The organism is Pseudomonas lurida (assembly GCF_002563895.1).
In the GTDB taxonomy this organism is placed as follows: domain Bacteria; phylum Pseudomonadota; class Gammaproteobacteria; order Pseudomonadales; family Pseudomonadaceae; genus Aquipseudomonas; species Aquipseudomonas lurida.
The window spans coordinates 2798260-2824215 of sequence record NZ_PDJB01000001.1 but is presented as its reverse complement, the minus strand read 5'-3'; the positions used below and the strand labels follow the sequence as shown (position 1 = coordinate 2824215).

The following is a 25956-nucleotide window of genomic DNA, read 5'->3' as shown; positions in this document are numbered from 1 at the left end:
CGAACCACTCAGGCCGGCTGTCAGACCTGAGTGCTGTAGATCTTGATCTGAGGCGCCCCATCAAACAAACACGCTGGCCGGAATTCGACAGCGACCCGAAGACCGCCATCGCAGGCAAGCCAGCGCCCACCGTCAGATCGACGTACACCCAATAAATATCAGCGACAACGCCCCCAAGCTCGACAAGCACAGCGTCTATACCCGATTATTCAAGTCCGCCCGTCGGCCACTCCGTCCCACCTTGCCTTGAATCAGGAGCCTTGTACCTTGAGTTCGCAGAAAACCGTGACCGTTACACCGCCCAACTTCCCCCTCAATGGCAAGGTCGCGCCCCCCGGCTCCAAATCCATTACCAACCGCGCCCTGTTGCTGGCAGCCCTGGCCAAGGGCACCAGCCGTCTCAGCGGCGCCCTGAAGAGCGATGATACACGCCATATGTCGGTGGCCCTGCGCCAAATGGGCGTGACCATCGACGAACCCGACGACACCACCTTCGTGGTCACCGGCCACGGCAAACTGCACCTGCCGGCGCAGCCACTGTTCCTCGGCAATGCCGGCACCGCCATGCGCTTCCTCACCGCCGCCGTGGCCACCGTTGAAGGCACCGTGGTGCTGGACGGCGATGACTACATGCAAAAACGCCCGATCGGGCCGCTGCTCGAAACACTCGGCCAGAACGGTATCCAGGTCGCCAGCCCCACCGGTTGCCCACCGGTCACCGTGAACGGCGTGGGCAAGATCAAAGCCAAGCGCTTCGAGATCGACGGCGGCTTGTCCAGCCAATACGTGTCGGCCCTGCTGATGCTCGCGGCCTGCGGCGAAGCGCCGATCGAAGTGGCGCTGACCGGCAAGGACATCGGTGCCCGTGGCTATGTCGACCTGACACTCGATTGCATGCGTGCCTTCGGCGCCCAGGTTGAAGCCGTCAACGACACCACCTGGCGCGTCGCCCCGACCGGCTACACCGCCCATGATTACTTGATCGAGCCAGATGCCTCTGCCGCCACCTACCTGTGGGCCGCCGAAGTGCTGACCGGTGGTCGAATCGATATCGGCGTGGCCGCGCAAGACTTCACCCAGCCGGACGCCAAGGCCCAGGCGGTGATCGCGCAGTTCCCGAACATGCAAGCCACAGTCGTAGGCTCGCAGATGCAGGACGCCATCCCGACCTTGGCGGTGCTCGCCGCGTTCAACAACACCCCGGTGCGCTTCACCGAGCTGGCCAACCTGCGGGTCAAGGAGTGTGACCGCGTCCAGGCCCTGCATGATGGCCTGAACGAGATACGTCCCGGCCTGGCGACCATCGAAGGCGACGACCTGCTGGTGGCCAGCGATCCGGCCCTGGCGGGTACCGTGTGCAACGCGCTGATCGACACCCACGCCGACCATCGCATCGCCATGTGCTTTGCGCTGGCGGGGCTGAAAGTCGCGGGGATCCGCATTCAGGACCCTGACTGCGTGGCCAAGACCTATCCTGAATACTGGAAGGCCTTGGGCAGTCTCGGGGTTCAGTTGACCTATTAAAGGATCGGCGTCGGAATGGGGAGGCACTGCACATGACAATTCGCCAACCCTGCCCACCCGGCGCGTGCGTCTGCGACCGTGAGCAACTGTTGCAAGCACCCGGTGCCGACCTGCGCATCCTCAACCTGACGCGCCAGGAAGAGAAGAAACTGCTCGACCGGCTTGAAGACCTCAAGAGCCTGCAAGACCTGGAGCACATGCAGCAGCGGATGTACGAGCTATTGGGCATCCGCGTGCATGTCGCCCCCGGCCACACCGAGGTCAAGAGCATGCGCGGCATCCAGATCGTGATCGACGAGCTGCCGGGCATGTGCCGCAAGACCCGCCAGTCCATACCGGCAGCCATCCGCCGGGGCATGGAGAAACGTCCGGAAATCGCCTACCGCCTGTTGGACGCCCACGACCTGTTCCGCGACGGTTGAATCAACCCGCGACTGCCTGCGTCTCGAACAAGCCTTCGCCCAGCGCCCTGGCCTTGTCCAGATGCGCCTGTGCCCCGCCGCTTTCGGTTTCCAGCAACAACGCCGACGTCAGCACCTGCGCGCCGCAGTAATCGAAGATCCCGTAGTCGATCTGCGTGCGCATCGCCTTGGCATAGCCGTGTCGATCAAACGCATCGTCATCCGCCGCACCCAGGGCCAGCAGATGCACCTGCAAGTGCTGCAATTTTTTCACCACCGGCGTATCCGGGCCGTAATCGATGGCCCAACCGTTGATGAAAACGCGATCGATCCAGCCCTTGAGCAGGCCCGGCAGCGACCACCAGTAAATCGGGAACGCCAGCACCAGCGCATCGGCGCGGTCGATGCGGGCCTGCTCGGCCAGCACGTCGGCCGGTGGCGTGGCGCGGGTGCGATGCACCGCGTGGTCGGCGGCGGTGTAGCGCGGGTCGAAGCCTTCGGCGGCAATGTCGGCGACTTCGAAGGTATGGCCAGCGGCAGCGAGGCCGGCGGCCACCTGCGTCGCCACGCTGTGGGTGAGGGATTGCGGGTCGTGATGAGCCACGACGATGAGTGCGTGCATGACATTGACTCCCTTTGGGGTTAGCCTAGGCGTAAGTTACGATTAGTAAGTTACTTTTGGTATATAAGCATGTCAAGCAGTGAATCCCCTGCCCCACGTCGTCGCCTGTCCCGTGAAGATCGCCTGCGCCAATTGTTGGAGGTGGCCTGGCAACTGGTGCGCGAGGAAGGCACCGAAGCCCTGACCCTCGGCCGCCTGGCGGAACTGGCGGGCGTGACCAAGCCGGTGGTCTATGATCACTTCGTTTCGCGCGGCGGCTTGCTGGCCGCGTTGTACGAGGACTTTGATGCCCGGCAGGATCAAGTCTTCGCCAACGCCATCGCAGCCAGCAACGCCACCCTTGAAGACCGTGCCTGGGTGATCGCCGAGGCCTATGTGGACTGCGTGTTATTGCAGGGCCGGGAAATTCCGGGGGTGATAGCCGCGCTCAGCAGCTCACCGGAACTGGAAGCCCTCAAGCGTCAGTACGAGGCGATCTTCCTCGACAAGTGCCGCGACGCGCTGTCGCCCTTTGGCCGCATCAACCAAGCGGGTTTGAGGGCAATGCTGGGGGCCGCAGAGGCGTTGTCCCAGGCAGCGGCCAGCGGCGAGATCAGCCGTGAAGAAGCGCAGCAGGAATTGCTCGCGATCATCCTGGCGATGGTCAATCGCGGCCGCGACTAAATAATGGCTGGCAGGTGGGGAATAAACCGCAGCGACGGGTGTTTAATCGCCGGCAAGGCCGCGCCTACAGAGGGTTGCCTTGTATGAAGCGTTGCACCTTGCGCGCCAGTTGATCAAGGTGACGGTCGCGTTGTTTCTCTGCATCGATCATGGCGCGCTTGCCGTGCTTTTGCAGCAGGTAGGTATGGATCTGCTGCACTTCCAGTGAGCGGTAGATCGACGCCACGTCCAGCACGCCCATCAGGCCATCAGTGCCGTATTCCCGCGTATTCATCAGCACCTGCGTGCCCCGTGCACCGCGTACCTGGAAGCCCATGCCTTCAAACGCAGGCACTTTCTCCACCGAGCACGCCAGTTCCGCGTGGGGATAGCGACTCAACACGTCGCGCATCATTGCGCGTGCCACGCCCTGGCGCCGATAGCCGACTTGCACGGCCATGAACGCAATGCCGCAGGCGTCTGGGTCGTCCTTCACGGGCAGGTACAGGCAAAAGCCGATGAGTTTTTCCGCTTCCATCGCCACGACCAACTCGACGGCAATGCCCTTGGTGCCGTCCAGCGCTTCCAGGTACAGGTGCACCTCAAAGCCAATGGCGTACTGGTAGATGTTGTACAACAGGTTGCTCGGCGGCAGCGCCACGCTGCTGATGTCGGTGAGGTTGTCCACCACCATCTGCAGGATCTGGCCGTTGATAGGCTCCGGGCATGGCGTGGTGTAGCGGGTAAGGCTGTACATGCAAATTCCTGGGGTTCAGCGTCAAGGCAGCCCCGATTGTACCTGCTCGGCGCACACCTCGCGCAAACACCCGCGCAACCAGCGGTGGGCCAGGTCGGCATCCAGCCTCGGGTGCCAGAGCATCGCTACAGTGAAGACCGGTAGCGTCAGCGGCAGTGCAAAGCTGTGCAGCCCATCACGCGGGTGGGTGGTATAGCGCTCGGGTACGCTGGCGATCAGGTCGGTGTCGCGGGCCAAGGCGATTGCCGTGGCGAAACCGGCGACGACCGTCGTGATCTGTCGCGTGAGGCCCTGGGCTTCAAGGACATCGTCAATCTGGCCACGGTCCTGGCCACGGCGAGACACATAGACGTGCTGGCCCTCGGCATAACGCCGGACGCTGACGTCGCCCTGGCAGAGAGGATGCCCCTTGCGTACCACGCCAACCAGGCGGTCACGGAACAGCGCCTGGGTGAGCACTTCCGGGCTGGCGGTGGGGTCGACCACGCCGGTTTCCAGGTCGACGCGGCCGTCGCGCAGCAGCGCGCTGTCCTTGTCGGTCTTGTTGACGAACCGCAGGCGCACACCGGGTGCCTCCCGAGCACTACGCGCCAGCAGCGCCGGCCCGAATTGCTCGACGAACTCTTCGCTGGTACGCAGGGTAAAGGTGCGCTCGACCCTAGACATATCCAGCGCCTGCACCGGGCGCAACACGGCGCTGGCGTCCTGCACCAGTCGGCTGACCTGTTCGCGCAGTTCCACTGCCCTCGGTGTGGGCACCAGGCCGCGACCGGCACGTACCAACAACGGATCGCCGGTGGTTTCACGCAAACGCGCCAAGGCACGACTCATGGCCGAGGGACTCAGGCGCAGGCGCTTGGCAGCGCGGGCAACGCTGCCTTCGGCGAGCAGTACATCCAGCGTGACCAGCAAGTTGAGATCGGGCATTGGCGCTCCTCATAAGGCGTTAGACGCATGTATTCATTGCAACCCATGCGCCTTCCGCCATGTTAGGGCACGTCGTAGATTTGTGACAGTTGCCTTCACTCAAGGATTCTTCCCATGCACAACGCCTCACGCGGCAGCCTCGTCAGCCTCTCCCTGTCCATGTTGCTGGCGTCCCTCGGCACCAGCATTGCCAATGTCAGCCTGCCCAGCCTCGCACGGGCGTTTGACGCGTCATTTCATGCCGTGCAGTGGGTGGTGCTGGCTTACCTGCTGGCGATCACGGCGGTCATTGTCAACGCCGGGCGCCTGGGGGACCGCCTGGGCCGTCGACGGTTATTGCTCGCGGGGTTGCTGCTGTTCTCCATGGCGTGCGGACTTTGCGGCTTGGCGACCACGCTGCAAGGGCTGGTAGCCGCGCGCATCCTGCAAGGCCTCGGCGCGGCAGCCATGATGGCCATGGCACTGGGCATGGTCGGTGACACGGTCCCCCAGGAGCGCACTGGCCGCGCGATGGGCTTGCTGGGCACAATGTCGGCCGTCGGCACCGCCATGGGGCCGAGCGTTGGCGGTGTGTTGCTGAGCGTGTGGGGCTGGCGTGCGACCTTCCTGGTCGGTGTGCCGCTGGGGCTGACAGCCGCCGCCCTCGCCTGTCGCTATTTGCCGGTTGATCGCCCTTACGCACCCTCGCCGGCAGGCTCAAGCTTGCGACTCGCGTTGGCGGCCTCCTCGCTGCGCGTCGCCCTGGCCATGAGTGCGTTGGTGGCGGCCGTCATCATGGCCACCTTTGTGGTCGGGCCGTTCTACTTGTCCCAGGGCCTGGGCCTGCCGCCCCAGTGGATGGGCCTGGCCATGGCCGTCGGCCCTGGCGTCGCGGCCCTTACGGGGGTACCGGCAGGCCGCCTCACCGACCGATTCGGCAGCCAGCGCATGACACTCGCCGGCCTCGGTGCGCTGGCGTGTGGCGCGCTGCTGTTGTCGCTGGCGTCTGGGTTGCCGGCCTATCTGGCCTCGCTGGTGATTCTGACGGCGGGCTACAGCCTGTTCCAGGCCGCCAATAACACCGCCGTGATGAGCGACGTGCAAGGAGCACGTCGAGGCACTGTCTCCGGGTTGCTGAACCTGTCACGCAACCTCGGGCTGATCTTCGGCGCTTCAGTACTGGGTGCAGTGTTTGCCTGGGCCTGCCCGGATGTCACCCGCGCCGTCCCGCAGTCCGTGGCCTATGGCCTGCACGCAACGTTCGGCGTGGGACTGGGCTTGATCCTGCTGGCCAGTGTGATGGCATGGCGCCGCTTCGGCACCCTCGACGGCCTCCAGAACACCCATTGAGGCAAAAAAACAAAAAAGGCGTTGCGCCAGACCGGGTTACATCGCGCATCATGGGCACTTTCAAGCTCAAGGGTAACGTCCATGCGCGTTCTGTCATTGATGATGGGTCTTACGACGCTGGCCGCCAGTACGGTGTTCTGCGCCAGCGCGATGGCGAATGAAGAAAGTCAGTTAGTGCAACAGATCAACCAATACCGCAGCCAGGTGCAACGCTGCGGCGACCAGGGTTCCCAGGAACTGCCGCCACTGGCCAGCGATACGCGGCTGGTGCTGCCGGCCACCAATGTGGGCGACCTGCAGCAAGCGCTGGCGCGGGCCGCGTACCCAATGGTCAACGTGCAAGCCATCAGCTTGTCCGGGCCAAAGGATGCCCAGGCTGCCATGAAGGCCGTGCGCGAGAGCTTCTGCCGCGTGGTGCTCGACCCGCAATTCGTTGATATCGGCGTGAGCAACAGCGGCCAGGACTGGCGCATCGTGCTCGCCCGCCCGTTACTCACCAGTGGCCTGGGCGATTGGCAGACCGAGGGCAAGCAACTGCTCACCCTGATCAACACCGCGCGTTCCCAGGCGCGCCAGTGCGGCACGCAGGCCTTTACCGCGACGACCCCATTGTCCTGGAACGAAGACCTGGCCGGCGCCGCTAACAGCCATACGCGCAACATGGCCAACGGCAATTTCTTCGACCACCTTGACCACGATGGCCGCACGCCCGGTGACCGCGCCGAATTGGCCGGGTATATCGCGAAGAACATCGGCGAGAACATTGCCGCCGGCCTGGACACGCCACGCAAAGTCGTGGACGGCTGGCTGGCCAGCCCGGGGCATTGCGCCAACTTGATGAACCCGCAGTTCCGCGAGCTGGGTGCGGCGTATGCCATGGACCCCAAGAGCGACGCAGGCATCTATTGGACAGGGGTTTTCGGGGCGCAATAAGCGTGTTGGCAGATCTATCCAAACGGATGAAGCATCAAATTGCCATCTCATGGATAATGCCGCTGAACTTGGCAGTGGTCATGCCGGTCTGTAGCTTGTTGAACTGACCCTTTCAGGGGTTGGACGGACCCCGGCAAACAAGGTGTTCTCCCGATGATAAATTGGCTGCAAAGCAGCAGCGACATGGCTGAGCGCGTTCGCCAGCATGATTGGGCAAATACGCCCCTGGGGCCGCTGGAGCAGTGGCCAGATGTGCTCAAGACCACCGTGGCGCTGTGCTTTGCGTCGAGCTTCCCCCAATCCATCATTTGGGGACCGCAGCTGACCATGTTGTACAACGACGCCTTCATTCCGATCCTGGGGGATAAGCCCTACGCACTCGGCCGCCCGTTCAGCGAGGTGTGGCATGAGGTCTGGGCAGACATCGGTCCTATCGCCAAGGCGGCATTCGAAGGGCATGCAACCTTTATCGAGAACTTTCCCCTGCTGATCGAACGCGGCAGCGGCCCGGAGCAGGCTTACTTCACTTTTTGCTACAGCCCGATCCGCGACCCCCAGGGCAAGGTCGTCGGTATGCTCGACACGGTCACCGAAACCACGACAACCGTATTCCTCGCCCGTCGCCTGGCCGTGCTGGACGCCGTCGGCAGCGCAGTGGCCACCGCCACTGACGCCGAGAGCATCATGTCCACCACCACGCGCCTGCTGGCCGAGCACCTGCAGGTATCCAATTGCGCCTATGCAGACATGGATGCCGACGAAGACGGTTTCACTATTCGCGGTAATTGGGCGGCGCCGGGCTCGCCAAGCATCGTCGGGCGCTACAGCCTCGCCTCATTCGGCGCGCGGGCGGTTCGCCAGTTGCGTGCGGGTGAGCCACTGGTGGTGGTGGATAACCGTGTTGAATTTGCGCCGGAGGAAGCCGCCAGCTATCAGGCCCTCGGCGTCCTGGCGACAGTGTGCTTCCCACTGATCAAGGAAGGCCGCCTGACCGCCTTGATGGCCGTGCATGACAAGTCGGCGCGAGTCTGGTCACCCTACGACCTGGCCCTGGTACGCGAAGTCACCGAACGCTCCTGGGCGCATATCGAGCGGGTACGCGCCGACGCCGCGGTGCGCGACGGCCTGGCAGCCTTTACTGAGCTCAATGCCACCCTGGAACAGCGGGTGCGGGAGCGCACCACCGCCCTGACCGAGGCCGAAGCCGCGCTGCGCCAATCGCAGAAACTGGAAGCCATCGGGCAATTGACCGGCGGCGTGGCCCACGACTTCAACAACCTGTTGACCATCATTCGTTCGTCGGTGGATTTCCTGCGTCAACCCGGGCTCTCCGAAGAGCGGCGCCAACGCTATATGGGCGCGGTCTCCGACACCGTGGAGCGGGCCAGCAAGCTCACCAGCCAACTGCTCGCCTTCGCCCGCCGCCAACCACTGAACCCTGAAGTTTTCGATGCAGGCCAACGGGTCAAGAACATCGGTGAGATGCTCGAAAGCGTCACCGGTGCGCGCATCCAGGTGCAAGTGCAACTGCCCGAGCGGCTATGCCATGTGCGCGTCGACGCCAGCCAGTTCGAAACCGCCTTGATCAACATCGCCCTGAACGCCCGGGATGCGATGGACGGCAAAGGCACGCTCACCTTGCGGGTGGCCCCGGTGGACGCGATGCCACGCGTGCGTGGTGACCAGGAAGTGCACCAACCGTTCGTGACCATTTCCCTGGCCGACACCGGTAGCGGTATCAGTGCCGACACCTTCGAGCGCATTTTCGAGCCGTTCTTTACCACCAAGCCTGTCGGCAAAGGCACCGGGCTGGGGTTGTCCCAGGTATTCGGGTTTGCCAAGCAATCCGGCGGTAACGTTGACGTAGCAACCCACGCAGGACAAGGCACGGTATTTACCCTGTACCTGCCCGAAGTGGCGCCACCGCCGGCAGAGTGCTCGCACACAGCCGAAAGCCATCCGCCGATCGCGGACACAGCACAACGCCATATTCTCGTCGTGGAAGACAACCTGGAAGTGGGCCGCTTCGCCAACCAGATCCTCCAGGACCTGGGTTACCAGACCACGTGGGCCACCAACGCCGAACAGGCACTCACGCTGGCCGGTGCGGATGCCCTGGCGTTCGATGGGATTTTCTCGGATGTGGTGATGCCCGGCATGACCGGCGTGGCCATGGCCAAGGTGCTGCGCCAACGGCGCCCGGACTTGCCAGTGGTACTGACCTCCGGTTACAGCGAAGAGCTGGCCGACAGTGGCTACGACGGGTTCGAGTTCCTGGCCAAGCCCTACTCAGCCGACCAGGTCGCACGGGCGCTGACCAAGGCGATGCACTGAACCCTACTCCGCCACCGCGACCTGGTTACGGCCCTGGGCCTTGGCGCGGTACAACGCCTTGTCAGCGGTATTCATCAGGCCGTGCAGGTCTTGATCCAGGGTGTGGGTGGAAGCCACCCCAAGGCTTGCGGACAACCCCTGCACGGGCTCGGAGGCCAGGCCCGAGATCGCCTTGATCAGTTGCTCGGCGATCGCCCGCGCGGTATCCAGTGACGTATTGGGCAGCAACACCGCAAACTCCTCGCCGCCCAGTCGACCATACACATCGGCTTGGCGAAACGAAGCGCTGATGACTCCACCTATCTGACGCAACACTTGGTCGCCGGCCTGATGGCCGTAGGTGTCGTTGATTTCCTTGAAGTGATCCATATCCATCATCAACGCACACAGCGGTTGGCGGTTGTGACGGCAGTGTTCGTACAGCACCTGGGCATGTTCGAAGAACGCGCGGCGGTTCATCAGGCCAGTGAGCTCATCGGTCTGGGCGGCGCGGGTGGAAATATTGTGAGCCCGTTCCATTTGCCGCGTCAGGCGAAAGGCTTTTTCCAGGGCATCCGACAGCTTGCGCGTGGCACTGACCACAAAGGTGGAAAACACCAGCACCGCGATGGCGACGCCGACTTGCATGGTGGACGGCTGGAACAGCAACCATAGCGTGCACGGCAGCAGTACCAGGGCCATGGAGGCCAGGGTCATGTAGCGGTAAGCCGAATAACACGAGACCGCGCTGACCGACATGCCCACAGTGAACAGCATCACCAGAGCCTGGGAGAGCCGGTCATCGGTGGGCATCACCGCCAAGGCACCAGCCCCCCAGACCCCCGCCGACAGCGCCAGCGTGAGCCAGTAGCGTCGCTCCCAACGGTCCGGCGTACGCTCGGCGTTGGGGCAGCGGAACCACGCCATGAACATCTTGACGCGCAGCAGCGACGACACGGCCAGTGCCACCAGCCAGACCAGGATGACCTGGTGGTCAAACCGATCCCAACAGAGCCAACAGAGCATCACGGCGGCCAGGTAACTGCCAAAAATCGCAGCGAATGATTGCCTGAACAGTTGATGCAAACGGTCAGTCCGCACCTGCTCCTCTATAAAGCAATCCTGGTCCTGCCCACGCCCAAGGCCATTCATGACATCCGCCTGATTCGACTACCACGACAAAGGTGCCATTGTGGCACCCTGCCACCAATGCGGACAACAGAATCCAGCACGCTAGAGCCTTTAAAGCGGTTCCGGCCGCAAAATCAGCACACCCAGTGGCGGCAGATTCAACGACAGTGACACCGCTTGTCCATGATTGGGCTCATCCTGGGTGAATACCTCACCTCCGTTACCGTAATTGGAGCCTGCGTACATATCGGCGTCACTGTTGATCACTTCACTCCAGCGCCCGCCAAAGGGTACGCCGACTTTGTAAGCCTCACGCGGCACTGGCGTGAAGTTGGCCACCACCAGCACCGGCTTGCCGTCCTTGCTCCAGCGCAGCCACGCGTAGACGCTGTTGATCGCGTCATCCCCGATCAGCCACTGGAAGCCCTGGGGCGCGTCGTCCTGCTCGTGCAAGGCCGGTTCTTCGCGGTACAGCCGGTTCAAGTCGCCCACCAGCTTTTGCACCCCTTTGTGTTCGGCGTACTGCAACAGGTACCAGTCCAGTTGCTGGTCGTGGTTCCACTCGCGCCATTGGCCGAATTCGCAGCCCATGAACAACAGTTTCTTGCCCGGGTGCATCCACATGAACGCCAGGTACGCGCGCAGGTTGGCAAACTTCTGCCAGCGGTCGCCGGGCATCTTGTCGATCAACGAATGCTTGCCGTGCACCACTTCGTCATGGGAGATCGGCAGGATAAAGCGCTCGGACCAGGCATAGACCAGGCCGAAACTCAGCTCGTTATGGTGATGGGCGCGGTACACCGGGTCCTGCTGGATGTAGTGCAGGGAATCGTGCATCCAGCCCATGTTCCATTTGTAGTTGAAACCCAGGCCGCCCTGTTGGGTGGGCTGGCTCACGCCGGGCCAGGCGGTCGATTCCTCGGCGATCACTAGCGCGCCAGGGGCTTCCAGGGCCACCACGTCGTTCAAATGGCGGAGGAAGTCGATAGCCTCCAGATTCTCGCGGCCACCATGGCGGTTGGGCACCCATTCGCCGGCCTTGCGCGAATAATCGCGGTAGAGCATCGATGCCACCGCATCCACGCGCAGCCCGTCGATGTGGAAGTGCTTGAGCCAATGCAGCGCCGAGGCGAGCATGAAGCCATGCACCTCGGTGCGGCCCAGGTTGTAGATCAGCGTGTCCCAATCCTGGTGGAAGCCTTCGAGTGGGTTGGCGTATTCGTACAGCGCGGTGCCGTCGAACTGTGCCAAGCCGTGGGTATCGGTAGGAAAATGCGCCGGCACCCAATCGAGGATCACGCCGATGTCGGCCTGGTGCAGGGCGTTGACGAAATACGCAAAATCTTCTGGCGAGCCGAATCGTGCTGTCGGCGCGAATTGTGACAACGCCTGGTAGCCCCAGGAGCCACCAAACGGGTGCTCCATGATCGGCATCAGCTCGACATGGGTGAAGCCCAGTTGCTGCACATAGGGAATCAGCCGCTCGGCCAGTTCACGCCAGTTGTACTGCCGGGCCACCTCGCCCGCCTCGTCCAACTCGCACTGCCAGGAGCCCACATGCAGCTCATAGATCGACAGCGGCGCCGTGGCCTTCTGTTTTTCGACGCGCGACTGCATCCAGTCGTGGTCTTGCCAGTCTACTTGCAAAGGCTGGGCAACCTTGGACGCAGTGTCCGGCGGCAACTGGGTCGCCAGTGCCATAGGATCGGCCTTGAGCGGCAGGATCCCGTTGGCGCCGAGAATTTCGTATTTGTAGGCCGCCCCTGGCTGCAGGCGCGGGATAAAGATCTCCCACACGCCGGATGGATGGCGCAGGCGCATCGGGTGACGGCGACCGTCCCAGATGTTGAAATCGCCCACCACCGACACCCGCCGCGCATTCGGCGCCCAGACGGCAAAGCGCACGCCCTGCACACCATCGACGCTGGTCACCTGGGCCCCCAGGCAACTGCCGAGGTCGCGGTGATTGCCTTCGGCGAACAGGTACAGGTCCATTTCACCCAGCAACAGTTGCTGGAAGCTGTAAGGGTCTTCGGTCACTTGCTCGCCGCCGGCCCACTGGATTTTCAACAGGTACGGCTGGCGCGTAGCGAAGTGCCCGACAAACAAGCCCGGCACGTGGCTCGCGTCGAGGCTGCCGAGCGGCTCGCCGCTGTCGCGTGCCAGCACCTGGACGCTCAACGCCTCCGGCAGGAATGCGCGGATGAACTGGCCGTCGTGGTCATCTTCGTGTGGCCCGAGAATCGAGAACGGGTCATGGTGCTCGGCGCGTACCAGCGCTTCGACGTCCTTGGACGCCGGCAATGCAGTCAACTTCGGTTGCAGCGGTTCTTTATTTGTAAAGCTCATGACGACTCCCCACCGCGTGCAGTTTTCGATATAGGTGCAAGCCCGCTCAACAGTCCGTGCAACCCTTGCAGGGGCACCGGCAACCAGGTTGGGCGGTTTTCCGCTTCGTAGGCCACTTCGTACGCGGCCTTCTCCAGGCTGAATAACGTCAGCGCTGCGTCCTGGCCTTTGGCGTCCTGCCAGTCATGCGCCAGTGTAGACGTAGCGGACTGGTAAGCCTGGATAAAGGCCTGGCGTGCTTCTTTCAGGTAACGGTCAGTCACGCGTTTGCGTGCCACGTCCGCCTCGGGCGAATGGTCCACCCCTTGTACATTCAGCGCCATGGCCGCCGCGTAATCGAAGGAGCGCAAGACGCCGCTCACGTCTTTGTACGGGCTGTGCTTGCCGCGTCGCTCGTGCAGCGGTCGCGCCGGCTCTCCTTCAAAGTCGATCAGATAGGCATCGCCCTTGACCACCAGCACCTGGCCCAGGTGCAAATCACCGTGGACCCGAATACGCAACCCGCCTGCCGTGGCTTTCGCCAGGGCGTGCACATGGCTGGCAATGGCCTTTTTCTGCGCCAGCAAATCACTGACCAGCGCTTGATCCGCAGGGTTCAACTGGGTTTGATGCAGTTTGAGCAAGTGCAACGCACGGTCCAGCTGTGCGCCGACATCCTTGGCCCAGGCCTGGGTGTCCTTGGCGGTGGTGACCTCTGGCTTGAAGTCCTTATTGGTGGTTTTCGCGCCGAGCACCACGTGCATTTCACCCAGGCGTTGGCCGAGCAGTCCGGCAAAGTCGGCCAGCTCGCCGAGGGCGTTGTAGTGCTGTTCCTGTTCGGACATGGCTTCGGCCAGTTCGTCACGGATCGCACGTTCCAGGTTGTTCTGGGTCCAGCCCCAGGCGTCGCCCTGGTTGCTCAGGTAACCCTGGGCAATCATCAGCAGGTTGTCCTGGCCCTCGGCGTCGTGGCGAATCATCGAGCCCAGCAGCGGCGAGATATTCGGGTAGCCGGCCTCGGTCAGGTAGGCGCTCATCTCCAGTTCCGGGTGCACGCCGGAGGCGACCTTGCGGATCAGCTTGAGCACCAGGCTCTCGCCCACCACTACCGAGCTGTTGGACTGCTCGGCCGACAAGTAGCGCACTTCGGACTCATCCGTCAGTTGCAGCTTGGCCAGGTGCGGCGTCGCTGCAAAGCGCAGCTCGCCGTCGCTGGCGTTGAGCACCGTGCCCGCCTGCAAACCCTGGATCACGGCGCGGATAAAGTGCTCGAGACTGAAGGCGTCGGTCACCAGCCCCACCTGACGCACGCGCCGTACGCGGGCCAGGGCCAGTTGCTGGGGCAAGGCACTGGTGAATTGGTCTTCACCGAGGAAACCGAACGGCAGCTGATAACGGCTGACCTGTCCACCGGCCGTCACTTCCAGTTCGCTGAGCAATACCGGGTGCTGCGGGTCGCCAAAGCGCACACCGTAGGCAATGCGCACGCTGTCGATCGCCGTGTCCTTGCCCGCGAACCAGCGTCGCTTGGGCAACCAGGCCGGCAGTGCCGTCTGTTCCAGGGACGCTCGACACGGTTCTTCCAGCAATTCTTCCATACGCTTTTTCAGTACCAACGTGGTGAAGTCCGGCATGCTCTGGGCCGGTTCCACATGCCAGCTGGGCATCTGGTTTTCCGGCGCGAGCACGAACCAGTAGAAGCCATAGGGCGCCAGGGTCAGCAGGAAATTCAGCTGGCCGATGGGCGGGAAGGCGTTACCGCCAAGCATCTCCACCGGCACCATGCCGGCAAACGCCGACAGGTCCAGCTCGGCCGCCTGGGCGCTGCGGGACACGTTGGCCACGCAGAGGATGATCTCGTTGCGCCCGTCTTCACCGGTGTACTCACGGGTATAGGCCAGGATGCGACGGTTGCTCGGCGAGAGCATTTTCAGGCTACCGCGACCAAACGCCTTGGATTGCTTGCGCACCGCCAGCATGCGCCGGGTCCAGTTCAGCAAGGAATGCGGGTCTTGGGCCTGGGTCTCCACATTCACCGACTGGTAGCCATATTGCGGGTCCATGATCGGCGGCAGCACCAGGCTGGCCGGGTCGGCGCGGGAGAAACCACCATTGCGGTCGATGGACCATTGCATCGGCGTACGCACGCCATCACGGTCGCCGAGGTAGATGTTATCGCCCATGCCGATTTCATCGCCGTAATACAGGGTCGGTGTACCGGGCATCGACAGCAATAGGCTATTGAGCAGCTCGACACGCCGGCGGTCACGCTCCATCAACGGCGCCAGGCGCCGGCGAATGCCGAGGTTGATGCGCGCGCGACGGTCAGCGGCGTAGTAGTTCCACAGGTAGTCGCGCTCTTTGTCGGTGACCATTTCCAGGGTCAGTTCATCGTGGTTGCGCAGGAAGATTGCCCACTGGCAATTGGCGGGAATCTCCGGGGTCTGGCGCAGGATGTCGGTGATCGGGAAGCGATCTTCCTGGGCCAGCGCCATGTACATGCGCGGCATCAGGGGGAAATGGAAGGCCATGTGGCATTCATCGCCGTCGTCGCCCTTTTTGTCACCGAAATACAACTGCGTGTCTTCCGGCCACTGGTTGGCCTCGGCGAGCAGCATGCGGTCGGGGTAATGGGCGTCGATTTCGGCGCGGATCTGCTTGAGCACGTCGTGGGTTTCGGGGAGGTTTTCGTTATTGGTGCCATCGCGTTCGATCAGGTACGGAATGGCGTCCAGGCGCAGGCCATCAATGCCCATGTCCAGCCAATAGCGCATCACCGACAGCACGGCCTTCATCACCTGCGGGTTGTCGAAGTTGAGGTCCGGCTGGTGGGAATAGAAACGGTGCCAGAAATACTGGCCGGCGACCGGGTCCCAGGTCCAGTTGGACTTCTCGGTGTCGAGAAAGATGATGCGCGTGCCGTCGTATTTCTGGTCGTCGTCCGACCACACGTAGAAGTCCCGAGCCGCCGAGCCGGGCTTGGCCTTGCGCGCCCGCTGGAACCATGGGTGCTGATCGGAGGTGTGGTTGATCACCAGTTCGGTAATCACACGCAGCCCGCGCTTATGCGCTTCGGCAATGAAGCGCTTGGCGTCGGCCATGGTGCCGTAGTCGCTGTGCACGCCACGGTATTCGGCGATGTCGTAGCCATCGTCGCGGCGTGGCGAGGGGTAGAACGGCAGCAGCCAGATGGTGTTGACACCCAGGTCGGCGATGTAGTCGAGCTTGGCGATCAGCCCGGGGAAGTCACCAATGCCATCGTTGTTGGAGTCGAAGTAGGATTTGACGTGAACCTGGTAGATCACCGCGTCCTTGTACCAGAGCGGGTCTTTGATAAAGGTGGCAGCGTTGGGTTTCTTCGCCATTGGAAACTCCTGAAATTTTGAAAAAACCGTCTGGAGAAACACGGTTGATGTGCGGGCTGGCTTGCCTGCAATGGCGGTACATCAGCTAACAATTGGCTGCTGACATACCGCTTCACAGGCAAGCCTGCTCCCACAGTTGATTTCCACTAGGCTTGAGAAGTCGTGATGCGCCAGATTCCAAAGGGCATCTGTGGGTCCAGTCGCGTCCACTGGCTTTTGCCATACCAGGTCCAGCGATGGCCGTTCATCAAGTCTTCGCCCTGGGTCTGGGCATCGTCCGGCAGGCCCAACTCCCAGAGCGGCAACTCGAAATGGGCTTCCTGGGCGTTGAACGGGTCAAGGTTCACGGCCACCAGGATGAAGTTGCTGCCATCCTCACTGCGCTTGCCGAAATACAGGATGTTGTCGTTCCAGGCGTTGTAGAGCTTCAGCCCCAAGTGCGTCTGCAATGCCGGGTTTTGCCGGCGGATGCGGTTGAGCTGGGCGATCTCGGCGATGATATTGCCGGGAGCCGTGAAGTCCCGCGGGCGGATCTCGTACTTCTCCGAGTCCAGGTATTCCTCTTTGCCGGGCACTGGGGCCGCTTCGCACAGCTCGAAACCTGAGTACATGCCCCACAGGCCCGACCCCATGGTCGCCAGGGCGGCACGGATCAAGAAGCCCGGGCGACCGGACTCGTGCAAGAAGCCCGGGTTGATGTCCGGTGTGTTGACGAAGAAATTCGGCCGGTAGCACTCGCGCCACGGCGATTCGTTCAACTGCGTCAGGTATTCGCTCAACTCGGCCTTGGTATTGCGCCAGGTGAAATAGGTGTAGCTCTGTGAATAGCCGACCTTGCCCAGGCGCGCCATCATCGCCGGCGTGGTAAAGGCTTCGGCCAGGAAGATCACGTCAGGGTGCTTGGAGCGCACGTCGCTGATCAGCCATTGCCAGAACGGCAGCGGCTTGGTGTGGGGGTTGTCGACGCGAAAGGTCTTCACGCCCTCTTCCACCCAGCCCACCACGATATCGCGCAGTTCGGTCCACAGGCCCGGAATGGCATCCGCAGCGTAGAAGTCGACGTTGACGATGTCCTGATACTTTTTTGGCGGGTTTTCAGCGTATTTGATCGTGCCGTCCGGGCGCCAGTTGAACCAGCCCGGATGCTCCTTGAGCCATGGGTGGTCCTGGGAACACTGGATGGCGAAATCCAGGGCGATTTCCAGGCCGTGCTCGGCGGCGGCCTGGACCAGGCGACGGAAGTCATCGCGGCTGCCGAGTTGCGGGTGAATGGCCTCGTGGCCGCCCTCCTCGCTGCCAATCGCGTACGGGCTGCCCGGATCGTCCGGGCCGGCGGTCAGCGAGTTGTTCTTGCCTTTACGGTGGCTGCGCCCGATCGGGTGGATCGGCGGGAAGTACAGCACATCGAAGCCCATGTCATGGATCATCGACAGCCGTGAGTGCACATCGTTGAAGGTGCCGTGCCGTGCAGGATCGTCGGTGATCGAACGGGGAAACAGCTCGTACCAGCTGGCAAACAACGCCGCTTCACGCTCCACATCGATGGGGTACACGCTGCTGACGCTCAGATAGGCGCGGTGGTCAGCCTGGGTCATCAGGTGTGCACTGTCTTCGTGCAGGAACTGCGCAACCTGCTCGGTTTCCAGCAGGCCGGACAGTTCATGGTGCAACAGCATCAAGCGATCACGCAGCTCGTTGTCACTGCGTTCGGCAGCTTGCAGCACCAGGCTGCGGCCTTCCTGCAGTTCCAGGCTGACCGGTACGCCAGCCTCGTGCTTCTTGCGCAACTCATAACAGAAGCTGGCGAAGGTATCGATCCAGGCTTCGATGCAGTATTCGTGTGGGCCCTGCTGGTTGACGGTAAACGCGCCCTCCCAGCCATTGTTGCCCACATCGGTCATCACCACGCTGTGCCAGCTTTCGTCCTGCAGCGGGCGCCAGCGAATCAGCACGGCAAGTTTGTCATGGCCGTCGGCGAACACCTTACTGGTGACGTTGACCCGCTGGCCCACCACGGCCTTGACGGCGAATTCGCCGCCGTCGATCACGGGGGTAGTGCTTTCGATAGCGATCCTGGGCAGCAACAGCGCCTGGGACAACGGCAACAAGGATTGGTCTGGAACCAGTGTTTCAGCAGTCATCGAGCATCTTCCCCTTACGCCCTGTGGACGCTCTTTGCTTGATCCGAAATTCGATTACGGCCGCGCTCTCCCTGAACAGGGCCGTCATAGGTCCGAGCCTGCGCGCCAGTTAAAAGTTCAGGTGGATGTGCCGCCATTGGGCGGGGAATCAATTCGCCTTGGCGGATGTCCACCGATAGAGCAAAGCACAAAGGAGGCCACAAAGATGAATATCCCGATTCCCGCTGAAACACCGGACCCCAACATCGATAACCCGACATTGCCGCCCACCGAGCCTGAGCCGATTCCGGAAAAGGAACCGCCAGAACACCAGCCGCCGCCCGTGGAGGAGCCGCCGACGACCATGCCACCGGTGATCGTCAGTCCTTCTCGAAACGCTTGACGATCTTCGGCATCACGCTGAAGACCGCCAAGGCCAGCAGGGTACTCAGCACCGCTGTCGATTCCCGGCCCAATCCGGCCGAGACCCCAATCGCAGCGGTCATCCACAGGCCGGCTGCGGTGGTCAGGCCTTTGACGTGACCTTCTTCGTCGTCCTTGCCCTTGATAATCGTGCCTGCTCCGAGGAAGCCGATACCGGCAATAACGCCTTGCACCACCCGGCTCATCGCATCCGCTTGATTACCGGACATCTGTGGCACCATTACAAACAGGGCCGCGCCCAAGGCCACCAGCATATGGGTGCGTACCCCGGCAGCCTTGCCCTTGCTCTCGCGTTCAAAACCGAGGATGCCCCCCAGGATCGCGGCGATCAGCAAGCGCACCGTGATTTGGGTGAGTTGCTTGGCATCGCCGATATCGGCGAATTCGGCCCGCAGGGTTTGCCACACTTCAAGCCACCAGGCGTCCATCGGCGCTGTCCTTTGTCATTATCGGTAAGGGATGGACAGCGGCGACCGCCAGTCAGTTGCCTTGAACCCATAGAGATCGCTGCCCCCTAACCTTCATAGCCCATGGAAAAGGAGAACGGCATGCCCATACGTATCGAAAACCAGCTGTGCTACTTCATGCTCGATGACAATGGCCAAGAGCAGAGCGTGCCAGCGACCCGGGTCAATATCGTGACTGACACCGACAAATCCATGTCCTACGTGGAGTTGGCCGCCGAACGCATCTATATCACTGAAGCCGAGGCCGACGCCCTGACAGTCGCCGGGGCCCACGATGGGCGCCAGCATGTAAAGGCCGACGAACCTGGTTCGCTGATTTAATTGATCTGTATCAGCACATCCTGGATAACGCTGCACCCCACTGGCCACGGGGTGCAGCACAATGTCGCAGCCCCTCGCCAGCCCCTCATCTGATCCGCTTTTTATCGCCTTAGCTGAGTCTGTTATGCAAACAGTACGACGCGCATAGTTCATCCGCCTGATGGAGGCTGATGAGCGAACGACCATGAGCGAAAGAATCCAAACCGTGGACACCTTTGAGCCTATACACCCAAAGAAGGTGAAGGCCAATTCGAGCGACAACCTGATTCATACCCGCAGCTTCACCGGCCTGTTCCGTACCTTGCGCGTGGGCGGAGCCGGCTTCCTGTTCCTGGCTTTTTTCGGCACCGTGTGGCTGAACTGGGGTGGTCGCCAAGCCGTGCTCTGGGACTTGGCTGAAAGCAAATTCCACATTTTTGGCGCGACGTTCTGGCCGCAGGATTTCATCCTGCTGTCGGCGCTGTTGATCATCTGCGCCTTCGGCCTGTTTGCCATCACCGTGTTTGCTGGCCGGGTATGGTGCGGCTACACCTGCCCACAAAGCTCATTCACCTGGCTGTTCATGTGGTGCGAGAAAGTCACCGAAGGCGAACGCAACCAGCGCATCAAGTTGCACGCCGCACCCTGGAGCCTGAACAAACTGGCGCGACGCTCGGCCAAGCACACGTTGTGGCTGGGTATCAGCTTGCTGACCGGGCTGACCTTTGTTGGCTACTTCACGCCGATCCGCCCCCTTGCCGTCGAACTGCTGACTTGGCAAATGGGCGGTGTCAGCCTGTTCTGGGTGCTTTTCTTCACCGGAGCCACCTACATCAATGCCGGTTGGCTGCGCGAAGCGGTGTGCATGCACATGTGCCCGTATGCGCGGTTCCAGAGCGTGATGTTCGACAAAGACACCCTGACCATTTCCTACGACGTGGCGCGCGGCGAATACCGTGGCCCGCGCAAACGTGACGTCAACCCCGCCGATGTCGGCCTGGGCGACTGCATCGACTGCCAACTGTGCGTGCAAGTGTGCCCCACCGGCATCGACATTCGCGACGGCCTGCAAATGGAATGCATCGGCTGTGCGGCCTGCATCGACGCCTGCGATTCGATCATGGACAAGATGGGCTACGAGCGTGGTTTGGTGAGCTACACCAGCGAACACCAACTGCAAGGTGGCAAGACCCACCTGCTACGGCCACGCCTGATCGGCTACAGTGCCGTGCTACTGGTGATGATCGCAGCCCTGGTGGTGGCGCTGGTAGAACGGCCGATGGTGTCGCTGGACGTGACCAAGGACCGTGGCATGTTCCGCGAGAACGCCCAGGGCCTGATCGAAAACATCTACAGCCTCAAGGTGATCAACAAGACCCAGCAGCGCCAGGACTACCGCCTGGAACTGGTGGACGCCGAGGGTTTCCAGTTGCAAGGCAAGACCGAGATCAGCCTGGCCGCGGGGGAAATCAGCGACGTGCCGGTATCGGTGGCGCTGCTGGCGGATAAACCGGCGAGCAGTTCGCAGACGCTGCGTTTCAAGGTGACGGATGTGGATGAACCTTGGATCTACAGTGCAGCCGACAGCCGCTTCGTGGCGCCGCTGAATCGCTGAGATCTATCCAGACCTGTAGAGATTCACATGTGGGAGCGGACTTACTCGCAAATACGGTGGGTCAGTTTATAAATGAGGCGACTGATACACCGTATTCGCGGGCGAGCCCGCTCCCACCGTTTACTCCCTGCACATACTGAAACATTTGTTCAAGGCCGCCATGAAACGCTACGAAAAATTTGCCGACGACATCGCAGAACTGATTCGCACGGGTGTGCTTGGTCCCGGCCAGCGGGTGCCGTCGGTACGCTATGCCAGCCAAACGTACGGCGTCAGCCCCTCCACCGTGTTCCAGGCCTACTACCTGCTGGAACGCCGGGGATTGATCCGCGCGCGGCCGCGCTCCGGCTACTTCGTCAATGCCCATGCGCCCAGTCCATTTCCCGAGCCGGTGGTGAGTGAGCAGGTGCACGAGTCCACCGAGGTGGATGTGAGCGAGCTGGTGTTCTCGGTACTCGACTCGATCAAGGACCCCAACACCGTGCCCTTCGGCTCGGCGTTCCCCAGCCCCATGCTGTTCCCGCTGCCGCGCCTGGCCCGCTCCCTGGCCAGCGCCAGCCGCGAAATGGACCCGCGCCTGGTGGTCACCGACATGTCGCCGGGCAACCCGCAACTGCGCCGGCAAATTGCCCTGCGTTATATGGTCGGCGGGCTGATGTTGCCCATGGAGGAACTGCTGATCACCAACGGCGCCCTGGAGGCACTGAACCTGTGCCTGCAAGCGGTCACCGAACCGGGTGACCTGGTGGCCATCGAAGCCCCTGCGTTCTATGCGTGCCTGCAAGTACTGGAACGCTTGAAGCTCAAGGCGGTGGAAATTCCCGTGCACCCGCGCGATGGCATCGACCTCAACGCCCTGGCGCAAGCCCTGGAGCGCTACCCGATCAAGGCCTGCTGGACCATGACTAGCTTCCAGAACCCCATGGGTGCGACCCTGCCGGAACCGAAGAAACAGGCGTTGGTTGAACTGCTGCGTGGCCATCAGGTGCCGCTGATCGAAGACGATGTGTACGCCGAGCTGTACTACGGGCAACAGGCCCCCAAACCGGCCAAGGCCTTCGACACCGAAGGCCTGGTGATGCATTGCGGTTCCTTCGCCAAGAGCCTCGCCCCCGGCTATCGCGTGGGCTGGGTTGCGGCCGGGCGCTTTGCGCAGAAGGTCGAGCGCTTGAAACTGATGACCTCGCTATGCCCGTCGATGCCGGCCCAGGCAGCCATTGCCGATTACCTGCAGCACGGCGGCTACGACCGGCACCTGCGCAAGCTGCGCTATGCCCTGGAGGAACAGCAAAGCGCCATGCTGGCCGCCATCGCCCGCTATTTCCCGGCGCAGACGCGCGTCAGCCAACCGGCTGGCGGGTACTTTCTGTGGCTGGAACTGCCGGAACCAACGGATTCGTTGAAGCTGTTCCAGATGGCGCTGGCGCAGGGCATCAGCATTGCGCCGGGGCCGATCTTCTCGGCGACCCAGCGCTTTCGCAACTGCATTCGCCTGAACTACGGCAGCCCATGGACCGAAGCGTCGGAAAAAGCCATGGAGACGTTGGGGCGGATAGTGCGGTCGTTCTGAACAAGGGTCGCCTGCGCTGGCGTCAGTCGGTCAACGACCGCCTCCCAGGTCCAGGAACGTGCCGGTGGCATACGAGGCCTTATCCGACAGCAACCAGATAATCGCTTCCGCCACTTCATCCGGGCGCCCGCCCCTGGCCATGGGGATACCGGATTCGAGCTTGCTGACGCGGTCCGGGTCGCCGCTCAGGGCATGGAAATCGGTGTAGATATAGCCAGGGCGAACCGCGTTGACGCGAATGCCTTCGCCTGCCACTTCCTTCGATAAACCCAGGGTGAACGTGTCGAGCGCGCCTTTGGAGGCGGCATAGTCGACATACTCACCGGGCGACCCCAGCCGCGCCGCCACCGACGACACGTTGACGATGCTGCCGCCCTGCCCGCCATGCCGGGGCGACATGCGCAGCACAGCGTGCTTGGCGCACAGGATGGGCCCGAGCACGTTGGTCTTCATGACTTTCAGGATGCGAAACTCGGACATCTCATCGACGCGGGATTTATGCCCCACCGTGCCGGCATTATTGACCAGTGCGGTGACACGGCCGAGTTCGGCGTCCGCCCGGGCGAACAGGGCGATCACCTCATCTTCGATGCTCACATCCGCACGCACGGCAATGGCCTGGGCACCCAGCGCACGCACCTGTTCGAGCACACGGTGGGCCGCCTCTTCGTCGGACTGGTAGTTGATGCAGATGCGATAGCCCTCGCGAGCGGCCAGCAATGCCGTCTCGGCGCCAATTCCGCGACTGCCCCCGGTAATGATGAGGACTTTGTCCATGCGTGCGGTCTCCTGATTCAGCCTGATGTTAAGGGATGGATCCAAGAATACCCATCACGCACGGCTTTTGTCAGGCGCTACCGCGTCTTCGGCGCGCTGGATGTCTGCCATGAACCCCTCCGCTGGCAACGGATGACCGAGCAGGTAGCCCTGCAGGGAATTACACCCCAACCGCGTGAGGAAATTTTGCTGCACGTCGGTTTCCACGCCTTCGGCGACGATGCGCAGCCCCAGGGCCTGGCCGAGGGCGACGATGGCCGAGACAATCGCTGCATCGTCGCTGTCGTGCTCGAGATCACGCACGAAGCCGCGGTCAATCTTGAGTTCGTTGGCGGGCAGCCGCTTGAGGTACATCAGGCTGGAGTAGCCGGTACCAAAGTCGTCGATGGACAAGTCGACGCCCATGTCCGACAACTGCTGCAACACCGTCATGCTGGCATCGGCGTCACTCATGGCAGTGGTCTCGGTGATTTCCAGGGTCAGGCTGTTGGCCGGCAACTGATGCCGCTCCAAGGCCGCAGCCACGCTCTTGACCAGCCCGGCGTGGCAGAACTGCAACGCGGAGAGGTTCACGGCGATGCGCCAGTCTTCGTACCCCTGGGCGTACCACAGGCTCATTTGACGGCAGGCTTCATTGAGCACCCATTCGCCGATGGGAATGATCAGCCCGGTCTTTTCCGCCAACTCGATAAATGTCGCCGGCAGCAACAAGCCCTGTTGTGGATGCTCCCAGCGCAGCAGCGCTTCGGCCCCCACCGGAATACCGCTGACAGCGTCAAACTTGGGCTGGTAGTAGAGGCGGAATTGCTCGTGTTCCAGCGCATTGCGCAGGTCCTGCAACAACTGCAGTTGCTTGCGCGCGTTGGTGTTCATCGACGCGTCAAAGAAGCTGTAGCCGTTCTTGCCCATGCCCTTGGCGTGGTACATCGCGGCGTCGGCGTTCATCAGCAGTTCCTGGGGTGTGTTGCCGCTGCCCGGGAACATGGCGATACCGACGCTGGCGGAGATCTTCAATTCATGCTCGGCCACCTGGAAGGCCCGGTTGATCAGCAACACCTGGCGCTCGGCCAGGCCAAGGGCGTCATCCGGCTGGGTCAATTGCACCAGCAAAACAAATTCATCCCCGCCGATGCGCGCCAGGGTGTCATGGCTGCGCAAATCTTCGCGCAGCCGCAGGCCGACTTCGCGCAGCAATTGGTCCCCCATGTGGTGGCCAAACGCGTCGTTGACGGGCTTGAAGCCGTCCAGGTCGATAAACATCAGCGCAAAGCAGCCGCCCTGCTCTTTTACTGCCTGGATGGCTTGCTGGATGCGGTCGGCGAGCAACGTGCGGTTGGGCAGCCCGGTGAGCATGTCGTGCAGCGCCAGGTGGGTCAGTTCCTGGTTCGCTTGGGTCAGGGAGTTGGCCAGCACCGCCGTGCGGGCTTCCAGGCGCGCATCGAGCAGCGACGTCAGCAGAGCGATGGCCAACACCGCCAGGGTGGTCACCAGCACCAGGTTGTCCAGGCCCTTGCCGCTCAAGCCGGTCAGTGCCGCCCCACAGAAACTCTCATCGGCAAACTGCGCCGCCGCCATGCCGGTGTAATGCATGCCGACGATGGCAAACCCCATTACCACCGCCGCGCCACCGCGCGCCAGGCGCACGTAAGGTGTGTTACGCCGCAAATTGAACGCGATCCACAGCGCCGCGCCGGACGCCACAACCGCGATCACCAGTGAGGCGCCAAACAAGGTCGGGTCGTAGTCGATGCCCGGCGTCATGCGCATCGCGGCCATCCCGGTGTAATGCATGCTGGCGATGCCCGCGCCCATGATCAATGCGCCGAACGCCAACTGCCATGCAGGCAAGCGCGGCTGGTTCACCAGCCACAACGCAAAGCCGCTGGACAGCACCGCGATCAACAGCGACAGCGCCGTGATCCCCAGGTCGAAGCCCAGGGCAAACGGCAAACGCAACGCCAGCATGCCAATGAAGTGCATCGACCACACCCCCACCCCCATCGCCATGGCGCCACCGGCTATCCATACATAGACAGCGCGGCCCTTGGCCGTGGCAATGCGGCCGGACAGGTCCAGCGCGGTGTAGGAAGCCAGAATCGCGACAAACAGCGAGATCACGACCAGTGAGGGTGAATAACTACCGATGAGCATGGGACTTCTCGTGCGCAGCGGGCCCGAGAGGCCCGTGCCAAATGGCAAAGCGGGCGATTGTAGCGAGAATAATTCTTGAGCAGTTGATTAATTATCAGAGGGCCATTAGTGGCATTTTGACGCCAATCGTCTGGCTCAGGGACGATTCGAAACCGGGGGTCGGTTGCAGCCAAATGTGGGAGCGTGCTTGCTTGCGAAGGCGGTGAGTCCGTCACATCGTCAGTGGCTGACACTCCACAT

The 25956-nt window shown here is 62.3% G+C and carries 20 protein-coding genes; 10 read left to right on the top strand and 10 right to left on the bottom strand.

Annotation, left to right across the window (positions count from 1 at the left end):
• Positions 1–267 precede the first annotated feature (267 nt).
• Together ATH90_RS12685 and ATH90_RS12680 are read left to right on the top strand one after the other, a co-directional pair.
• Positions 268–1524 (top strand): 3-phosphoshikimate 1-carboxyvinyltransferase, encoded by a 1257-nt coding sequence (locus tag ATH90_RS12685; RefSeq protein WP_098466399.1) that lies wholly within the window; start codon positions 268–270, stop codon positions 1522–1524.
• Between the two features lie 32 nt (positions 1525–1556).
• Complete coding sequence (locus ATH90_RS12680) at positions 1557–1946, top strand: hypothetical protein (RefSeq protein WP_034104772.1); 390 nt, start codon at positions 1557–1559, stop codon at positions 1944–1946.
• Position 1947: 1 nt separating this feature from the next.
• Here ATH90_RS12680 and ATH90_RS12675 read toward each other — a convergent pair whose 3' ends face one another.
• Positions 1948–2547 carry an NAD(P)H-dependent oxidoreductase gene (locus ATH90_RS12675; protein WP_034104769.1) on the bottom strand — a complete coding sequence of 200 codons (600 nt, stop codon included), beginning with the start codon at positions 2545–2547 and terminating at the stop codon, positions 1948–1950.
• 69 nt (positions 2548–2616) lie between these two features.
• On the opposite strand from ATH90_RS12675, the gene ATH90_RS12670 reads away from it, so the two are divergent.
• Positions 2617–3210 (top strand): TetR/AcrR family transcriptional regulator, encoded by a 594-nt coding sequence (locus ATH90_RS12670; RefSeq protein WP_034104767.1) that lies wholly within the window; start codon positions 2617–2619, stop codon positions 3208–3210.
• Positions 3211–3274: 64 nt separating this feature from the next.
• Here the strand turns inward: ATH90_RS12670 and ATH90_RS12665 are convergent, their stop codons facing one another.
• Both ATH90_RS12665 and ATH90_RS12660 read right to left on the bottom strand, forming a co-directional pair.
• Entirely contained in the window at positions 3275–3946 is a 672-nt protein-coding gene (locus ATH90_RS12665) for a GNAT family N-acetyltransferase (protein ID WP_098466398.1), read from the bottom strand.
• Positions 3947–3967: 21 nt separating this feature from the next.
• Positions 3968–4873 (bottom strand): LysR family transcriptional regulator, encoded by a 906-nt coding sequence (locus tag ATH90_RS12660; RefSeq protein WP_098466397.1) that lies wholly within the window; start codon positions 4871–4873, stop codon positions 3968–3970.
• Between the two features lie 114 nt (positions 4874–4987).
• On the opposite strand from ATH90_RS12660, the gene ATH90_RS12655 reads away from it, so the two are divergent.
• The 3 genes from ATH90_RS12655 (at position 4988) to ATH90_RS12645 (ending at position 9469) form a co-directional block, all read left to right on the top strand.
• Positions 4988–6202, top strand: a complete 1215-nt coding sequence (locus tag ATH90_RS12655) for an MFS transporter (RefSeq protein WP_098466396.1) — start codon at positions 4988–4990, stop codon at positions 6200–6202.
• Between the two features lie 81 nt (positions 6203–6283).
• The gene (locus ATH90_RS12650) at positions 6284–7135 is read left to right on the top strand and encodes a CAP domain-containing protein (protein WP_034104759.1); all 852 of its coding nucleotides are present in this window, start codon (positions 6284–6286) and stop codon (positions 7133–7135) included.
• 153 nt (positions 7136–7288) lie between these two features.
• The gene (locus tag ATH90_RS12645; RefSeq protein WP_098466395.1) at positions 7289–9469 is read left to right on the top strand and encodes a GAF domain-containing protein; all 2181 of its coding nucleotides are present in this window, start codon (positions 7289–7291) and stop codon (positions 9467–9469) included.
• A 3-nt stretch (positions 9470–9472) separates the two neighbouring features.
• Here the strand turns inward: ATH90_RS12645 and ATH90_RS12640 are convergent, their stop codons facing one another.
• The 4 genes from ATH90_RS12640 to ATH90_RS12625 form a co-directional block, all read right to left on the bottom strand.
• A complete protein-coding gene (locus ATH90_RS12640; protein ID WP_098466394.1) occupies positions 9473–10600 on the bottom strand; it encodes a GGDEF domain-containing protein in 1128 nt (375 codons plus the stop codon).
• Between the two features lie 90 nt (positions 10601–10690).
• Positions 10691–12928, bottom strand: coding sequence for a 1,4-alpha-glucan branching protein GlgB (gene glgB, locus ATH90_RS12635; protein ID WP_034104753.1), 2238 nt, complete (start codon positions 12926–12928; stop codon positions 10691–10693).
• A complete protein-coding gene (treS, locus tag ATH90_RS12630; protein ID WP_098466393.1) occupies positions 12925–16272 on the bottom strand; it encodes a maltose alpha-D-glucosyltransferase in 3348 nt (1115 codons plus the stop codon). The genes glgB and treS overlap by 4 nt, the downstream gene beginning before the upstream one ends.
• A gap of 146 nt (positions 16273–16418) precedes the next feature.
• Positions 16419–18413, bottom strand: coding sequence for an alpha-1,4-glucan--maltose-1-phosphate maltosyltransferase (locus ATH90_RS12625; protein ID WP_034104749.1), 1995 nt, complete (start codon positions 18411–18413; stop codon positions 16419–16421).
• A gap of 205 nt (positions 18414–18618) precedes the next feature.
• Here ATH90_RS12625 and ATH90_RS29365 point away from each other — a divergent pair, with 205 nt between their 5' ends.
• Entirely contained in the window at positions 18619–18795 is a 177-nt protein-coding gene (locus ATH90_RS29365; protein WP_164403582.1) for a hypothetical protein, read from the top strand.
• On the opposite strand, the gene ATH90_RS12620 is transcribed toward ATH90_RS29365, so the two are convergent.
• Complete coding sequence (locus ATH90_RS12620; protein ID WP_034104747.1) at positions 18773–19264, bottom strand: MgtC/SapB family protein; 492 nt, start codon at positions 19262–19264, stop codon at positions 18773–18775. The genes ATH90_RS29365 and ATH90_RS12620 overlap by 23 nt on opposite strands.
• Positions 19265–19384: 120 nt before the next feature.
• On the opposite strand from ATH90_RS12620, the gene ATH90_RS12615 reads away from it, so the two are divergent.
• From ATH90_RS12615 to mapR, 3 genes are all read left to right on the top strand, one after another.
• Complete coding sequence (locus ATH90_RS12615) at positions 19385–19624, top strand: DUF3203 family protein (RefSeq protein WP_034104745.1); 240 nt, start codon at positions 19385–19387, stop codon at positions 19622–19624.
• Between the two features lie 184 nt (positions 19625–19808).
• On the top strand, positions 19809–21218 hold the full coding sequence (gene ccoG, locus ATH90_RS12610) for a cytochrome c oxidase accessory protein CcoG (protein ID WP_098466392.1): 1410 nt from the start codon (positions 19809–19811) through the stop codon (positions 21216–21218).
• Between the two features lie 160 nt (positions 21219–21378).
• Positions 21379–22788: a GntR family transcriptional regulator MpaR gene (gene mapR / locus ATH90_RS12605; RefSeq protein WP_098467668.1), complete on the top strand. Its 1410-nt coding sequence runs from the start codon at positions 21379–21381 to the stop codon at positions 22786–22788.
• Positions 22789–22818: 30 nt separating this feature from the next.
• On the opposite strand, the gene ATH90_RS12600 is transcribed toward mapR, so the two are convergent.
• Positions 22819–23565, bottom strand: a complete 747-nt coding sequence (locus tag ATH90_RS12600) for an SDR family oxidoreductase (protein ID WP_034104742.1) — start codon at positions 23563–23565, stop codon at positions 22819–22821.
• 54 nt (positions 23566–23619) lie between these two features.
• On the bottom strand, positions 23620–25716 hold the full coding sequence (locus tag ATH90_RS12595) for a putative bifunctional diguanylate cyclase/phosphodiesterase (RefSeq protein ID WP_098466391.1): 2097 nt from the start codon (positions 25714–25716) through the stop codon (positions 23620–23622).
• Positions 25717–25956: the final 240 nt, after the last annotated feature.